Source organism: Bradyrhizobium sp. Kon58 (assembly GCF_055807455.1).
This window is the reverse complement of sequence record NZ_JBVVOT010000011.1, coordinates 128,604-144,431: the sequence shown is the minus strand read 5'-3', so window position 1 is coordinate 144,431 and position 15,828 is coordinate 128,604. Positions and strand designations below refer to the sequence as shown.

Annotated in this window: 14 protein-coding genes and 1 riboswitch; of the genes, 5 read left to right on the top strand and 9 right to left on the bottom strand. The window is 66.0% G+C overall.

The window, feature by feature from the left end; all coding sequences use genetic code 11:
• From AC0L20_RS20080 to AC0L20_RS20060, 5 genes are read right to left on the bottom strand one after another with little or no spacing between them, the layout of a single operon-like run.
• Positions 1-630, bottom strand: a complete 630-nt coding sequence (locus tag AC0L20_RS20080) for a precorrin-8X methylmutase (protein ID WP_473291246.1) — start codon at positions 628-630, stop codon at positions 1-3.
• On the bottom strand, positions 630-1,793 hold the full coding sequence (cobG, locus tag AC0L20_RS20075; protein ID WP_473291244.1) for a precorrin-3B synthase: 1,164 nt from the start codon (positions 1,791-1,793) through the stop codon (positions 630-632). Before cobG ends, AC0L20_RS20080 begins: the two co-directional genes overlap by 1 nt.
• Positions 1,790-5,038, bottom strand: a complete 3,249-nt coding sequence (cobN, locus tag AC0L20_RS20070) for a cobaltochelatase subunit CobN (RefSeq protein WP_473291242.1) — start codon at positions 5,036-5,038, stop codon at positions 1,790-1,792. Before cobN ends, cobG begins: the two co-directional genes overlap by 4 nt.
• Positions 5,038-6,087 (bottom strand): cobalamin biosynthesis protein CobW, encoded by a 1,050-nt coding sequence (gene cobW / locus AC0L20_RS20065; RefSeq protein ID WP_473291240.1) that lies wholly within the window; start codon positions 6,085-6,087, stop codon positions 5,038-5,040. The genes cobN and cobW overlap by 1 nt, the downstream gene beginning before the upstream one ends.
• Positions 6,084-6,467, bottom strand: a complete 384-nt coding sequence (locus AC0L20_RS20060) for a DUF1636 family protein (RefSeq protein WP_473291237.1) — start codon at positions 6,465-6,467, stop codon at positions 6,084-6,086. The genes cobW and AC0L20_RS20060 overlap by 4 nt, the downstream gene beginning before the upstream one ends.
• A gap of 95 nt (positions 6,468-6,562) precedes the next feature.
• A riboswitch (cobalamin riboswitch) is annotated at positions 6,563-6,780 on the bottom strand.
• A 40-nt stretch (positions 6,781-6,820) separates the two neighbouring features.
• On the opposite strand from AC0L20_RS20060, the gene cobO reads away from it, so the two are divergent.
• Both cobO and AC0L20_RS20050 read left to right on the top strand, forming a co-directional pair.
• On the top strand, positions 6,821-7,456 hold the full coding sequence (gene cobO, locus AC0L20_RS20055; protein WP_473291235.1) for a cob(I)yrinic acid a,c-diamide adenosyltransferase: 636 nt from the start codon (positions 6,821-6,823) through the stop codon (positions 7,454-7,456).
• 10 nt (positions 7,457-7,466) lie between these two features.
• Positions 7,467-8,915 (top strand): cobyric acid synthase, encoded by a 1,449-nt coding sequence (locus AC0L20_RS20050; protein ID WP_473291233.1) that lies wholly within the window; start codon positions 7,467-7,469, stop codon positions 8,913-8,915.
• On the opposite strand, the gene cobD is transcribed toward AC0L20_RS20050, so the two are convergent.
• Positions 8,904-9,866 carry a threonine-phosphate decarboxylase CobD gene (gene cobD / locus AC0L20_RS20045; RefSeq protein ID WP_473291230.1) on the bottom strand — a complete coding sequence of 321 codons (963 nt, stop codon included), beginning with the start codon at positions 9,864-9,866 and terminating at the stop codon, positions 8,904-8,906. The genes AC0L20_RS20050 and cobD overlap by 12 nt on opposite strands.
• 11 nt (positions 9,867-9,877) lie before the next feature.
• Positions 9,878-10,819, bottom strand: coding sequence for an adenosylcobinamide-phosphate synthase CbiB (gene cbiB / locus AC0L20_RS20040; protein WP_473291228.1), 942 nt, complete (start codon positions 10,817-10,819; stop codon positions 9,878-9,880).
• Positions 10,820-10,941: 122 nt separating this feature from the next.
• Between cbiB and cobU the strand changes: the two genes are divergently transcribed.
• Genes cobU through bluB form a run of 3 tightly spaced genes read left to right on the top strand, consistent with a single transcriptional unit; the run spans position 10,942 to position 12,861 of the window.
• Complete coding sequence (gene cobU, locus AC0L20_RS20035; RefSeq protein ID WP_473291225.1) at positions 10,942-11,445, top strand: bifunctional adenosylcobinamide kinase/adenosylcobinamide-phosphate guanylyltransferase; 504 nt, start codon at positions 10,942-10,944, stop codon at positions 11,443-11,445.
• A complete protein-coding gene (gene cobS / locus AC0L20_RS20030) occupies positions 11,442-12,224 on the top strand; it encodes an adenosylcobinamide-GDP ribazoletransferase (protein ID WP_473291223.1) in 783 nt (260 codons plus the stop codon). The genes cobU and cobS overlap by 4 nt, the downstream gene beginning before the upstream one ends.
• 4 nt (positions 12,225-12,228) lie before the next feature.
• Entirely contained in the window at positions 12,229-12,861 is a 633-nt protein-coding gene (gene bluB, locus AC0L20_RS20025) for a 5,6-dimethylbenzimidazole synthase (protein WP_473291219.1), read from the top strand.
• A gap of 15 nt (positions 12,862-12,876) precedes the next feature.
• On the opposite strand, the gene AC0L20_RS20020 is transcribed toward bluB, so the two are convergent.
• Together AC0L20_RS20020 and AC0L20_RS20015 are read right to left on the bottom strand one after the other, a co-directional pair.
• Entirely contained in the window at positions 12,877-14,007 is a 1,131-nt protein-coding gene (locus AC0L20_RS20020; RefSeq protein ID WP_473291215.1) for a hypothetical protein, read from the bottom strand.
• A gap of 117 nt (positions 14,008-14,124) precedes the next feature.
• Positions 14,125-15,819 (bottom strand): ShlB/FhaC/HecB family hemolysin secretion/activation protein, encoded by a 1,695-nt coding sequence (locus tag AC0L20_RS20015; RefSeq protein ID WP_473291212.1) that lies wholly within the window; start codon positions 15,817-15,819, stop codon positions 14,125-14,127.
• Between the last annotated feature and the right edge of the window lie 9 nt (positions 15,820-15,828).

Here is a 15,828-nt window from a genome sequence, read left to right as displayed (position 1 = left end):
CTATTCGCTCCGGCTCGCCAACGCGTTCACGGCGGCGACCGTGATCGCGGACCCACCGAGGCGGCCTTCGACTGTGAGCGCGGGGACCTTCGGATCTGCCATCAGCGCCGCCTTGGACTCCGCGGCGCCGACGAAGCCGACAGGACAGCCGATGATCGCCGCGGGCCGTGGGCAGCTCCGGTCCTCCAGCATGTTGAGGAGATAAAACAACGCGGTCGGCGCGTTGCCGATCGCCACGATCGCGCCGTCGAGATGCGGGCGCCATAGCTCCAGGGCCGCAGCCGAACGGGTGTTGCGCATGGACTGCGCGAGCGCGGGAACAGCCTCGTCGCCCAACGTGCAGATGACAGCGTTGGCGGCGGGAAGCCGCGCCCGCGTAATTCCTTCGGAGACCATGCGCGCGTCGCACAGGATCGGTGCGCCCTTCTGCAGGGCCGCGCGCGCGGCGACCGCCATGCCTGATGTGAAGCGGATATGCGCTTCGAGGCCCACCATGCCGGCCGCATGGATCATCCGCACCACCACCTGCTCCTCGTCCGGCGTGAAGCGCGCAAGATCGGCTTCAGCCCGGATGGTCGCAAAGGACTGCCGGTAGATCGCCGCGCCGTCGGTCTCGTAAATGTGCGGCATCAGTGCCCTCCCATCAGGATGGAGGGATCTTTGACGATGTCGTCGCGGTTCAACCCCCGCAGGATGGGCTCATCGCGCGTCGACCCGGCGCGCACGAGGTCGAAGCCGGCGCCGGTCGCAACCAGAGTGATGGCGGCGGGACCGGAATGGGCGCAGCCCTTGGCACAGCCGGAGACGTGGAGCCGCGCGGCCGCGCCGATGTTCGGCGCCAGGGCCGCGGCAAGGCCGCGGGTATCGGCATGCGCCTCGCGACAGCGCGGCGCACCGCTACAGGCGATGACGCGCAGCGCAGGGTCGTAGGCCTCGGTGATGAGACCGGTCGCGTTCGGCATCGCGCGCTTGCCTTCGCTCAAAACCATCCGCCATGGCGTCATGCGTAGCGCATGTCCGCAGCCGGCGAACTGGTCGAGGGTCGGATGCGCCATCTGCCCGAAGGCGACGCCGACCATCGCACCTTGCGAATAGAGGCCGGGACGCGCCGCCGCCATGATCGGCGCCGGCTCGGCCTCGCCGCACAATGCCTCCGGCAGGATTGCACCGGCGGCAAGATGCGCCGCCATCCGCCCTCGCCCGCCTCTGGCGCCGCCTGAGGTCACGAACCAGTTGGCGAATGCGAGCGCCGTGGTCACGGCCTCGCCGCGCGCGACGGAGCGGCCGAGTTTGTCGCCATCAGCCCGCACCAGCAGTCCGCCGGAACGATCGCGCTCGATCCGCACGTCGGCGGAATCGCCCGCAAGCACGCGTGAGGTGCCGTCATCGATCGCGAAGCCGAACTTGGTTGGAAGTTCGAGCGTGCTATCGGCAAGCGCCTCCTCGAGTTCGGCGGCGAGCGATTGAGTCGCGTCGCCGGCACGCCAGAACGGCGTCACAAGAATGTTGCGACGGGATTCGGTGTCAGCGTCCGGGTCGAGCAACGCCAGTTGCGAAAGGCCGTCGAGCAGCAGCCTGTGGCTGGTCTCGTTGACACCCCTGATCTGGAGGTTGGCCCGGCTGGTCACGTCGATCAGGCCGTTGCCATGGCGTTCGGCAAGATGGGCCAGTCCGGAGATCTGTGCCGCATCGAGCCGTCCGCCGAACGGACGCACGCGGACCACGAGCCCGTCGCCCGATTGCATCGGGCGCAGCGCGCCGGGACACCAGCCCTTGACCACCGAAGCGCTCATGACGCCTCCCGCAGCGCCGCCGCGATCGAATTGCGGCGCGTACGCCAGAGCGAGGCTTCATGCAGGCGCGTGAAACACGTCTCCATCGCCGCCAGGGCCGCCGGATTCTCGTGGGCCATGAAGGCGCGGACGTCCTCACTGCCGAGCGTCGCATCGTAGTAGAGGTCGAACAGATGCGGCGGCACCGCGCCGGCCAGATGCGCGAAGGCGGCCATGTGCTCGAGCGTCGCGGTGATCTCGGCCGCGCCGCGAAAACCGTGGCGCATCATGCCGGCGATCCAGGCCGGATTGGCCGCGCGCGCGCGGACGACACGGGAGATTTCCTCGGTCAGCGTACGCGCATGCGGCTGCTCGGGGCGCGTCGCGTCGAGATGATAGAGCGATGGTCCGGCCGCACCGAGATAGGCTGCGGCAGCCGCAATGCCGGCCTCATGCGCGGCATAGTCGGCCGCGAGCAGAAGATCGGTTTCAGGCAAATCCTGCACGTGAACAAAAGCATCGGCCGATAAGAGCCGCTTCTCGATATCGGCACGATCGAGCTTGATCTCGCCGTCGGCCGAGAACGCCCATGACGATGCCGAGAGCCATGCTTCGCCGGCGGCTTCGCGCGTCTCGGGCGTGAAGGCGTCCGGGATTGCCGAGAGGCCGACGCCGTATTGTCCGGGACGCGGCGCGAACACGCGCGATGTGCGATGGCGATATGGATTTTCGTCGCCCTCGTCCTCGCGGGCCGACAGCGCCTCGGCTGCCGCCTCGAACAATTGCGCAAGGCCCGAGAAGACGTCGCGGAACAGGCCCGAGACACGCAGCGTGACGTCGATGCGGGGCCGGCCAAGCTCGGCAGGCGCGATGATGGCGTAGCCGGTCACACGGCCGGAGGCGTGATCCCAGCGCGGCGCGAGGCCGGCCAGATGCAACGCCATGGCAAACTCCTCGCCCGCGGTGCGCATCGTCGCCGAGCCCCAGAGATCGACGACGAGGCCCTTTGGCCAGTCGCCGTGATCCTGCAGATGACGACGTAGCAATTCTTCGGCGAGCTTAATGCCTTGCGCATGCGCCGACGGCGTCGGCACCGCGCGCGGATCGACGGCAAAGAGATTACGCCCGGTCGGCAGCACGTCCTGCCGGCCACGATAGGGTGAGCCTGACGGCCCCGGCGCGACGCGGCGTCCAGCAAGCGCGGCCCGCAAAGCGTCCCGTTCCGCATCGCCGCAGACGCCGCGGCCGAACACGTGCAGGCCGTCGCCGAACTGGCTTTCCTTGAGATCGCAGACGAAGCGGTCGATCCGCGGGATCGCTTCGGCCGGAGCGGCGGCTGCATCGAGGCCAAGATCGTCTTCCAGGCCAGCCGCGCGTGCCTCGTCGCGGATCGCGGCAATCAGACGCTGGCGGCGGGCAGGATCGAGGCCATCAGCCGTCGAATATTCGTCGAGGAGCTGTTCGAGCCTGCGTAGCCCGTCCGGCACCGCTGATGCCGCGAGCTGCGGCGGCAGATGGCCGATCGTGACGGCACCCAGGCGCCGCTTGGCCTGCGCGGCCTCGCCGGGATCGTTGACGATGAAGGGATAGATGACGGGCAAATCGCCGATCAGGGCTTCCGGCCAGCACGCCTGCGACAGCGCCACGGATTTTCCCGGCAGCCATTCCAGCGTGCCGTGCGCGCCCATGTGCACGACGGCATCATAGCCCTGCTGCCGGAGCCAGAGATAGAACGCGACATAGGCATGGCGCGGCGTGCGGGCGAGATCGTGATAGTCGGCATCGCGCGCGGTCGCATCGCCACGCTCCGGCTGAACCGCGATGATGGACCGGCCGCATTGAATCGTGGCGAAATGGAACGCGCCGTCGCGACAACCCGGATCGGTCTCCGGCGCGCCCCAGGCTTGCACGAGATCATCCTGCAAGACTTGCGGAAGGCGCGACAGCGCAGCGCGGTAATCGGCAACGCTCCAGCTCAAGGTCTGCTCGAGCAGCGAGTCGCCGAGTCCATGGACCGGCGCAACATCGAAGCCGGCCTCCGCGAGATCGGACACCAGGGCCTCGACCGAGGCCAGCGCATCGAGACCCACCGCATGCGCAATCTGATGCGGACGGCCCGGATAGTTCGAGAGTACGAGTGCCATCCGCTTTTCGGCGGCCGGCTTCACCGCAAGGCGATGCCAGGCCGCAACGCGCGCGGCGACGGCCTTCACGCGCTCGTCGTCGGGCCTGTGTGCCAGATGCGAAAATTGCAAATCGGGATCGCGCATCGCGGCCGATTTGAAGCTGACCACGCCCGCAAACAGGCGACCGTCGACCTCGGGCAGCACCACATGCATCGCGAGGTCGCCGGGCGACAGGCCGCGGAGCGAACTCGCCCAGTCCTCGCGGCGTGCCGTGGAGAGCGCGACCTGGAACACCGGGCAGGATGCGGCGTCGAACGGCGTCGTGCCGTCGTCCCCCATCGCCGAGAACGCCGTCGCATTGACGATCGCGGCCGGAGGATTTTGCGCCAGATACTCGCGCAACCAAGCCGCAACCCCCGCGGCTTTCAGCGAGGTGACGAACACACCATGCGCGTCGAACTCCTTCTCGCGCAATGCGCCGATCAGGGCATCGACCGGGCCAGTGTCGGCCGCGGTGAGATAGGAGCGATAGAAGATCACCAGTGCGTGCGGCTTCCCTTCGCGGGCCTGCGGCATCGCCATGACACCGCGCGCCGGATCGTAAAAGCCCATCTCGGGCACGGTCATCTCGCCGATAACAGGTCCCGCATAGAGGCCCGAAGCCAGCGCAAGCTGCGCGATCGCGGCTTGCGATGCGACGGGGCCGCCGGTGTCGCAGAGCACCTTGAGCCGTCGCAGCGTCGAGACCGGCAGGGTCGAATACGCATCCAGCCGCGTGTCATCGCGGCCGTCGGCCGGCAGCACAGCCAGCACGATGCCGCGCTCCTTCGCCAGTTGCTGCAGGGCCGCGAGCCCATACGACCAATAGGACTCACCGCCGATCAGACGCACGAGGATGCCGCGCGCCTGCGCAAGCGTGCGCTCGATATAGGTGTCGACCGAGAGCGGATGACGGAGTTCTGCGAGATTGACGAGCCGTAGCGACGGCAGGCTGTCGCGGCCACGGCGCCAGCCGGCCGCGAAGGCGGCAAGATCGGAATCCGAATACGAGAGCACCACGAGATCGGCCGGGTCCTGGCCGATGTCCCTTGGTATCGCGGTCTCCTCGAGACCGCGGCTCTCGCGGAAGACGACGTGCATCAGATACTAGTTCCTGAAAGACCGAGTCCCGCCTTGATCGCGGCTTCATCAATGTTTCCGTGCTCGCCGATCACCACGAGCTTTGACCGCCTCCCGCCCGCGCCCCAAGGCTTGTCGAACTGGTGCCGCACGCGCTCGCCGACCGCTTGCAGCAAGAGGCGCATCGGCTTGCCTTCCACCGCGATGTAACCCTTGACGCGCAGCACATTCTGCTCGCGCGCCAGACGCTGAACGGATGCAACCAGCGCGTCGATGTCGGTGACCTCGGGAAGATCGATCACGACGGACGCAAAATCGTCGTGCTCGTGATCCTCCTCGCCGTCGTGATGCGAGGGACGCGCGGCGAGATCGTTCTCGGCGGCAGCACCGAGACCGAGGATGACGCGCGCGTCGATCGCACCGTCGGTGATCGCCAGCATTGGCACGCGGCGCGGCATCTCGGCGGTGATCGCCGCCTTGGCTGTCTCGAGCCCTGCCGCGCCCGCAAGATCCGCCTTGGTCAGCAGCACGATATCGGCGCAGGCGATCTGGTCCTCGAACACTTCCGACAGCGGCGTCTCATGGTCGAGACTCCCGTCCGCCGCGCGCTGCGCTTCGACGGCAATTGGGTCGGGCGCGAAACGGCCGGCGGCAACAGCTTCGGCGTCGGCGAGCGCGATCACGCCGTCGACCGTGATGCGCGAACGGATCTCCGGCCAGTCGAACGCCTTCAGCAGCGGCTTGGGCAGCGCCAGGCCCGAGGTCTCGATCAGGATGTGATCGGGCCGCACTGGCCGCGACAGCAGCTTCTCCATGGTCGGAATGAAATCGTCAGCGACGGTGCAGCAGATGCAGCCATTAGCGAGCTCGATGATGTTCTCTTCCGGGCAATTCGCATCGGCGCAGGATTTCAGAATCTCGCCATCGACGCCTTCGCTGCCGAACTCGTTGACGAGCACCGCGAGCTTCTTGCCGTTGGCATTGGCGAGCAGATGCTGGATCAGCGTGGTCTTGCCGGAGCCGAGAAAGCCCGTGACGACCGTGACCGGGACTTTTGCGAGCGAATTCATTCGGCGGCCTCCGGCACGACGGCCAAGGGGGAAATGGGGGGAATGCGGGCAAGCGATTGCTTGCGGAAGATCTCGGGACGGCTGCGCCAGGGCACGAGGCCGTCGGGCGCGGCCGCATAGGCCGCGGCGCCCGCGACCACATCGCTCGCATGCGCATCCGAGAGGCGACCATAGACATAGGACCAGCGGCCGGGCGCGCTGAGCGCGACCGAGCAACCCTGGTTGCATGCAGACAGGCATTCGACGGGAACCACGCTGACGCCATCGGGCACGCCGGCCTCGAGGATCGCACCATGCAGGCGCTTGCCGGGCGTCGTCTCGCCCTCGCCAAGCGTCTCGCCGGCGCGGCAGGTGATGCAGACATGAAGTGTGACGGTCATCGCTTCTTCCAGAATAAACAGCGGGAAGCGAAGAGGCCCACGAACCGTTCTTGCGAAGGCCCGTTTCCCCGTCGCGGAACACCCCGTCCGCCGGTCCAAAATCGTCCGCGCTGGCAGGTCTCCCGGCTTCCGGAGCAGGGTTTCCCCTTCGATCCCCGCCTTCCCGATCCCATGGGGGTCAGTGGCTTCGGGCATCTCTCCGGTCACGGTCGCGGGGGCGGCTGCATTTTGGAACCAAATCTTGCCGATTCGGACCCTATCGCATTCCCTCTTCGCCTGTCGTAGGACAGGAACCAACGTCGGGCCACCATTTGCCCCCGACCGCCTCTTGTCAAGCCGAAGGACCCCGTCCGATGACGTCAGAACCGGATACCCAGACGGCCGACGAAACCGACGCCCGTCACGCCTCGAAAATGGCGAAGAAGAAGGTCGCCCGCGACAAGATCATGGCGACCAAGAGCGGCGAAAAGGGCCTCATCATCGTCCACACCGGCGCCGGCAAGGGCAAGTCGTCCTCGGCCTTCGGCATGATCGTCCGCTGCGTCGCCCATGGCTTCCCCTGCGCGGTCGTGCAGTTCATCAAGGGCGCCTGGGATACCGGCGAGCGCCGCATGCTCACCGGCCATTTCGGCGACCTCTGCCAATTCCACGCCATGGGCGAAGGCTTTACCTGGGAGACGCAGGACCGTGCCCGCGACATCGCGGCCGCCCGCGCCGGCTGGGAGAAGGCCAAGGAGCTGATCCTCGATTCGAATCTCCGCATGGTCGTGCTCGACGAGATCAACATCGCGCTGCGCTACGACTATCTCGACATCGCCGAAGTCGTCGATTTCCTGACGACGCAAAAGCCGCCGATGATGCATGTCGTGCTCACCGGCCGCAACGCCAAGGACGAGCTGATCGAGATCGCCGATCTCGTCACCGAGATGACGCTGGTCAAGCACCCCTTCCGCTCCGGCATCAAGGCGCAAGCCGGCGTCGAGTTCTAAGAAACTCGCGATGGCGCGCGCATTGATGATCCAGGGGGCCGGCTCGGACGTGGGCAAGTCGCTCATCGTCGCCGGCCTCGCGCGCGCCTTTGTGCGACGCGGCCTGCGCGTCCTTCCGTTCAAGCCGCAGAACATGTCGAACAATGCGGCCGTGACCATCGACGGCGGCGAGATCGGCCGCGCTCAGGCGCTCCAGGCGCTCGCCGCCCGCGTCGAGCCGCACACCGACATGAACCCGGTGCTGCTGAAGCCCGAGACGGATGTCGGCGCGCAGGTGATCGTGCAGGGAAAACGCATCGCGACCGCGCGTGCGCGTGAATATGCGGCGATGAAGCCGTCATTGATGGGCGCGGTGCTGGAGAGCTTCGAACGGCTGAAGGGGCGCGCCGATCTCGTGCTGGTGGAAGGCGCCGGCAGCCCGGCCGAGGTGAACCTGCGCAAGGCCGACATCGCCAATATGGGTTTTGCGCGCAAGGCCGATGTACCGGTCGTGCTGGTCGGCGACATCGACCGCGGCGGGGTCATCGCGCAACTCGTCGGCATCAAGACGGTGATCGACCGGGATGATGCCGCGATGATCCAGGGATTTGTCATCAACAAGTTCCGCGGCGATCCCACGCTGTTCGACGACGGCTATCGACTGATCGAAGAAAAGACGGCATGGGGCGGCTTCGGCGTGCTGCCCTGGTTCGCGCGCGCCGGCGAGCTGCCGGCTGAGGATGCGCTGGGCCTGAGCGATGCGCGCAAGCCGGGCCAATGCAAGATCGCCTGCCTCGCGCTGTCGCGGATCGCCAATTTCGACGATCTCGATCCGCTCAAGCTCGAGCCTGGCGTTGATCTCGTGATGGTGCGGCCGGGCGAGGCAATTCCCGGCGACGTCAGGCTCGTCATCATCCCCGGCTCGAAATCCACGCGCGGCGATCTCGCGTTCCTGCGCGCGCAGGGCTGGGACATCGATCTGCTGGCGCATCACCGCAGAGGCGGCCATGTGCTCGGCCTCTGCGGCGGCTATCAGATGCTCGGACACAGCGTCACTGATCCCGAGGGGATCGAGGGCCCCGCGGGCGACACAGCGGGTCTCGGGCTTCTGGATGTCGAGACGGTGATGAGCCCGCAGAAGACGCTGACGCGTGTCGCGGCCGTACATGCCGCGACGGACCAGCCAATCGAAGCCTACGAAATTCATATCGGCCGCACCGACGGCCCCGATTGCGCGCGGCCATTCGCAAGGCTGAACGGCGAACCGGAAGGCGCGATCTCGCGCGACGGGCGCGTGCAGGGCAGCTATCTGCACGGCCTGTTCACGTCGGATGAGTTCCGCAAGGCCTTTTTGGCGAAGCTCGACATTCCTGCAGGCCGCGAGCCCTATCACGCCAAGGTCGAGAGCGCGCTCGATGCGCTCGCCGATCACATCGAAGCCCATTTCAACGTCGAAGGCCTGCTCGCGCTAGCGCGCTAGAGCCTCGGCCAGGCGCGACCATTCGGGTTCCTCGCCCGGAAGTCCGAGGCGCAGCCATGTCGGCTCCCGCGCGAACACGCGCGACCAGATATGGCGACGCGCCAGCTTCTCCTGCGCGGCAAGCGCGTCAGGCGTCTCGTAGAGACGAAACAGCTGCGTCCCCCCAATGACCGTCCGGCCTTGCGACTGCACCATGCCGTCGAGGCGAGCGCAGTCTCGCGCGAGCCGCGCGGAGGTGGCCTCGGCCCAGGCATCGTGATGCAGAGCGCGGCAGCCGATCGCGATCGCCGCTCCCGAGACCGGCCATGGCCCCGACATCGATGCGATCCTGGCGATGTCGGACGCATTGCCGAGCGCGAAACCGAGCCGCAGGCCGGCAAGGCCGTAAAACTTTCCGAAGGAGCGCAGGATCAGCAGCCCCGGCCGGTCCTCGGATGCAAGTGACAGCTGCGGGGCCGCATCGGCGAAGCTCTCGTCGATGACGAGACGGCCGACGCGCGGCAGCAGTGACAGCAAATCCCTTGGTGTGTGGCATCGTCCGTCAGGGTTGTTGGGATTGACGACAATGGCGACGTCCGCGCCGGCCAGCGCCTCGAGCGCGCTGACCTCTTCCACCTCCCAGCCCGCGGCCGAGAGCACCCCGGCATATTCGTTGTAGGTCGGCGCGAGGATGCGCGCGTGGCCGGGCGGCGCAAGTTGCGGCAGCAGTTGAATCGCGGCCTGGGCGCCGCCAAGCGCAACGACCGCCGCGCTCGTGCGGTAAGCGTGCCGCGCCGCCTGATGCAGCGCCTCGATCTCGCCGCGGGACGGCAACGCGCTCCACGCGCGCGAGCTCACCTCGCCCACGGGATAAGGCAGGCGGTTGATCCCGGTCGACAGATCGATCCAGTCCTCCGCGCGACCGCCGAAACGCTGCTGGGCCTGATCGAGATTTCCACCGTGCTCGCGCATGCGCTGTTCTTTCACGCGAAGGCCAGGATCGCAAGGACGCCGGCGAGCAGCAGCATGGCGCGGCGGTAAACCGTCAATCCCGGATCGATGTCGGCGGCAAGCGGATCGCGCGCAGCTTCATTCAACCATGGCTCGTTGGTGGTGCTGCCGTGATAGATTCGCGGACCGCTGAGCCGCACGCCGAGCGCACCCGCCATCGCTGCTTCCGGCCAGCCGGCATTGGGCGAACGGTGACGGCGTGCATCCCGCCTCATGCACGACAGCGCCTCCGATCGCTGTGGCGCCAGCAGCACGAACAGAAATCCGGTCAGCCGCGCCGGAATGAAATTGGCGACATCGTCGATGCGCGCCGCGGCCCAGCCGAAGGCTTCGTGGCGTTCGGAGCGATGGCCGATCATGGAGTCCAGCGTGTTGATCGCCTTGTAGCCCAAAATGCCGGGCAGACCGAACAGCGCGCCCCAGAACACCGGTGCGACGATGCCGTCGGATGCATTCTCGGCCAGGCTCTCGATCGCCGCACGTGCGATCCCGGCCTCGTCGAGCGTCAGGGGATCGCGGCCGACGATGCGCGAGACGGCGTCGCGCGCGGCGGCGATGTCACCGGCCCGCATGGGATTTGCGACGGCAGCAACGTGGTCGTGCAAGGAGCGCAGCGCGACGAGCGGCCAAGCCACGACGCCGACCAGCACGATCTGGATCGAACCCAACGGAAGCAGAGACTGAAGTGCCCAGCCGAGCGCGACGGAGAGCCCGATCACCGCGAGCGCTCCGGCGAGACCAGCGGCGCGGCGAAATGCCGGCGGATCAGACGGTCGATTCCAGGCGGTGTCGATGGCAGAAATCAGCCAGCCCAGCCAGGTGACGGGATGGCCGATCCGCGCGAACAACCACGACGGCCAGCCCAACAGGGCATCCACCACCATCGCCACCGCCATCGCGCCCGCAAAACCCACACCCGCCTCCTGTCCTGCCCCTGTTGCGCAAAGGGTGGCCGGAGCGCAAGCCCCTGATTGGCGGATTTCGGCTTTGTTTTTGGCCGCGTTTGGTGATTAGTGCAGGCCCACAGGAGACCTTTATGGCCGTCATCTTGATCACCGGCGGAGCGCGATCGGGCAAGAGCAAGCGCGCGGAAATGCGCACGCGCGCCTTTCCCGGGCAGCCGGTCTATCTCGCGACGGCCGAGGCTCTCGATGCTGAAATGGAGGCGCGCATCGCCAGACATCGCGCGCGCCGCGGAACCGACTGGATCGAACGCGAGGTGCCGCTCGGTCTCGTGCCCGCGCTGCTCGCCACCGACGCCGGCGGCGCGCGGCTCGTCGATTGCCTGACGCTGTGGCTCTCCAACCTGATGCATGCGGAGCGCGACTGGGAACGCGAGATCGAGGAGCTTGCCGGCGCCCTGCCCCGGTTGCAAAGCCCCGTCGTTCTCGTCACCAATGAAGTTGGCCTTGGCATCGTGCCCGACAACGCGCTGGCGCGCAGCTTTCGCGACGCCGCCGGGATCATGAACCAGGTCATCGCTGAAGTCGCCGATGAAGTCGAATTCGTCGTCGCCGGCCTGCCGATGAAACTGAAATGATGCCGCGCGACCAATTCTTGCGAGACGTCATCGCCGATCTCAGGATGGCGGCATCGTTCGTGACGATCCTCCCCGTCGCATCGTCGAAGCCCGCAGCCGACGGCGCTGTCGCACGCGCGACATGGGCGTTGCCCGTCGCAGGACTGCTGGTCGGCCTTGCCGGCGCCTTGGTCTACCAGGTCGCGAGCCGGTTCGGACTGACATCGAGCCTCGCCGCCCTGCTCGCGCTGGCCGCGACCGCCCTCGTCACCGGCGCACTGCACGAGGACGGCCTTGCTGATACCGCCGACGGGCTTGGAGGCGGCCGCACGCGCGAACGCAAGCTCGAGATCATGCGCGACAGCCGGATTGGCACCTATGGCGTCTGCGCGCTGATCCTGTCGTTCGGCCTGCGTTGGAGCGCGCTCGCGGCGATCGCCAATCCGTGGGCCGTCGCGCTCGCGCTGTGCGCTGCGCATACTGCGGCCCGCGCGGGCTTGCCGGCCTTCATGTCGCAGGTCGCACCTGCACGACCTGACGGCTTGTCGGCGAGCGCCGGATCACCGCCGGGCCGCAGTGTTGCAATCGCATTCGCTGTTGGAATCCTCACGCTCACGCTCGCGCTTGGGCCCGGCAAGGCGCTGGTGAGCCTGATCCTGCTCTCCCTCGCCGGCCTGATGCTGGCGCGACTTGCCATCCGCCAGATTGGCGGGCAGACCGGCGACATCCTCGGCGCGTTCGAGCAGACTGGCGAGATCCTGATCCTGCTGGTTGCCGCAGCTTTCCAGATCGGAGGGTGACGCGATGGTCGAATTCGACGACACCTTCCGCCAGCACTTGCGCGAACTGTTCGTGTGGCGCCGCGACGTGCGCCGCTTTCGCGCCGATCCGTTGCCTGACGGCGCCATCGATCGCCTGATCGAGACGGCCTGTCTCTCGCCTTCGGTCGGCCTCAGCCAGCCCTGGCGCTTCGTCATCGTCGACGACGCCGCACGGCGTCGCGCAGTGATCGACGATTTCAAAGCGTGCAACGTCGACGCGCTGAATACCTATGCCGGTGAGCGCGCAGCGCGCTATGCCACGCTGAAACTGTCGGGTCTCGAACAGGCCCCCGGCCACCTCGCCGTGTTTGCGGACAAGGCCAGCGACGTCGGTCACGGCCTCGGCCGCGCGACGATGCCGGAGACGACGGAATATTCCGTGGTCGCGGCGATCACCGCGATGTGGCTGGCCGCGCGCGCCGATGGCGTCGGGCTTGGCTGGGTCTCGATCCTCCATCCGGATCGCATCCACGCCATTCTCGACGTGCCCGACACCTGGAAATTCATCGCCTATCTCTGCATCGGCTATCCGGAAGTCGAATGCGAGCAGCCTGAGCTCGAGTTGGCGAAATGGGAGCATCGGCGCGGCGCGGACGCGTTCACCCTGAAGCGCTAGACGACTCAATGTCCGCTACGGTAGCTCAACGATTCTGCGTTGCGTGAGCACTTTCAACGCCGCACCCACACCACATCGCGTATCTTTCAGATTTGGATCATACGTAGCGTCACGTCCGAACTTTCCGGAAACGTACAAATTGGTGCACCCCCAGATATACGGCGATCTGGCATTGTGATTCCGATAACCGAGCCCGTTGTAGGTTTCCAGCCGGAATAGGACAGTTCCGACGCCGGACCAATCGATGCCTTGCCAACCAACGAGGGTTAGGAGGTCGATTGTGCTATCCTCCCAAGGGAACGGCGGATCACCCTGCGAAGGATGCCCCTTCGGCACATTCACAGTTCTGGCGGACAGCGGGTCGCCGTTCAAATGACGCGAAAAATCGAAATTGACGTCACCGTGAAGCAACGCCACGACGTACCATGGCACACTGGTCTTGGTTTCAATGGCTTGGTATCGCTCCTTGTTGGCCTGGATGCGCCCAACCATCTTATCGACATCGGACATGCGCTGAGGATCAATGATGGCCTGGTCAAAGAGTTGCTCAGCCTCCGATTGAATGGCTCTCGAATCGAACCGCGGGGCAACGGCCGGTAGGCTCGGCACAGTGATATTGCTGTCCTGCCTTGCGTATCCGACCTCCGCGTAATTCCAATAGAGCTCTCTTCGCAAGGCCGCCATTTTGATCTGTTCGGCCTCGCTCGGTTTAGGAAGCGCGCTCAGATGCGCCGCGTCCATCTCCTTGTCATTGATGCTCTTTCTTATCGCGTCGCGCCGCTTCTCCAGCTCGTCATGATACAGCCTCCATTGGTCTCTGCTCTCTTTGTCGGAAACATAGGAGAAGTATTCCGAGAAGCGCAGACGCAGCTCGATGTCCTGGTTCAGAGCCGTGTCGATGAACTTCGAGATGTAGGTTTGGTGCAGATCCTGGGCCTTGCCCTCGATCTCCTTTTGCTTGAGAGCAACCTCCTGCTCGGCTTTCCTGAGATCGAGCCGCGCTTTGTAGGCTTCGACCGCGGCCGGAATGGCGACAGCCACGCCGCCACTGATCAGCGTGCCCCAGATGGCCTGCCAGAAGCCGAGGCGCAGGCGATAGCGCTCCAGGCTCTGCACGACCGGCTCGGTTGGTTCTGTGGCGGCCATCTGCGTTCGCCCGTCCAGTAGCGGAACTGGCCTATGCAACCGCAAGGCGTCGATTTAATCAACCCCGGAATGCTGATCCGGGCGGCCAGGTGCTGCCGAACCACTCCGCCGAAATCACTACGACTTGCTCCTGCCAGCAACCGCCGCCAAAGGCGCGGGGCTTTCCTGCTTCTGGAACATCAACAACGGCCGGAGAATGACACGGCCATAGGCCTCGTAGTGGTGCTGGGTCGAGACCGCCATCTTGAGCGGTGTCGCGTAATTGGCCTCGAAGGTCATGAACGACGCGTAAGTCCAGGAGAAGCCGACGCCGACCGAGCCCAGCTCGGTGATCCCGGGGAACGTCGAATACACCGCACCCCAGTCGGTGAAGATGTAGGTGTCGAAACCCCTGAGCCATTGCGACCAATTGTAGTGCAGCTCGGCGTTGAAATAATAGCCGCTGTCACCGGACGCCGAGTTGGAGGGATAACCGCGCACGGTGGTGGGGCCGCCGATCGAGAAGATCTGGTCGCCCGGCAGCAGCTTTTCCTGCGTGTACTGCCAGCTCGCCAGCACATTGGTGCTGAAATTTGCAGGCCCTGCGGCGCTGGTCGCGAACATCGAGCCGGTATAGGTGTTGAACGTGCGATTATTGCCGAGCACGTGGTCTTGCCACGTGATGTAGTTCACCGCCGGCGAGACCGTGATCGAATAGGTGTTGCCGGAATTGGTCACCGAGAGGCCCGCCGTGGCCTTGTCGTAATGATCCTGAGTCACGGCGACCGTGGCGAAGCGGCTGACCGTCTTGCCCTCGGTCTCCGCGGCGTTGAGCAGCACCAGCCAGTTCTGCGTCACCCAGACCGGCTGGCTGAAATTGACCGCGGCCTGGCTCGAGCGTCCGGTGACGTCGAGCGCGACGAACGGTCCCTGGATGATCTTGATCTTGCCTTCGGTATAGCTGACACCGGCGCGGCCGCCCCAGGGATTGACCGGGATGCTGTAGGCGACATTGCCGTTGAGGTTGCCGTCGGAGCGAACGCCGTAGAAGGTCAAGCGGTCGTCGACGCCGAACAGGCCATGACGCTTGTAGAAGGCCCCACCCTCCCAACGCCCGGTGTTTTCCGCGCCCTGGTTGTCGGTGAAGAGCTGCAAGGTGTCGACCGGCGGCTCGATCACGGCGAACTGGAGATCGGTCAGGCCGAAGCTCGTGCCGGGCTGCAGCAGCGCCTTGATCTGCACGTCGTTGGTACGATTGAACCAGATCACGTCGCGATTGAGTTTTGGAACGTCGAGGACCTCGCCTTCGGGCTCCTTCACGCGCTGAAGGATGTACTCGGTGCGGGTCTGCTTGTTACCCTCGATGGTCGTCTTCTGCAGCCGGCCTTCGGTCAGCTTGACGCGGACGATGCCGCCCTTGGCATCCTGCTCGGGCAGCGTCGCGATGCCCGTGACGATGCCGCGCTCGTTATAGATGGCGTTGATGTCGGCGACGAGCTGCAGCAGCGAGGCGATGTCGACGTTCTTGCCGACATACTTCTTCGCGATCTCGTCGAGCTCGGCCGGCGTGATGAACTTGGAGGCGTCGAACTCGACCTTGCGCAGGCGGAATTTCGGCCCGCCCGGCTTCAGGAGCTGGGACTTCTCCCGCTCGCCGCCGATCACCGCCGGCCCGTTGAGCTTGGGCGGCGCGCTCTGCTGTTCGAGCTGCCGGCGTTGCCGGTCGACATCGTTCTGGATCACGCCGGGATTGATCGACGGAATCTGCGCCCGCGCGGGGCCAATGCACGACGCTGCCAGCCCAAGCCCTAACGCTGCCCCCCAAATCCGCATCCTTGGTCC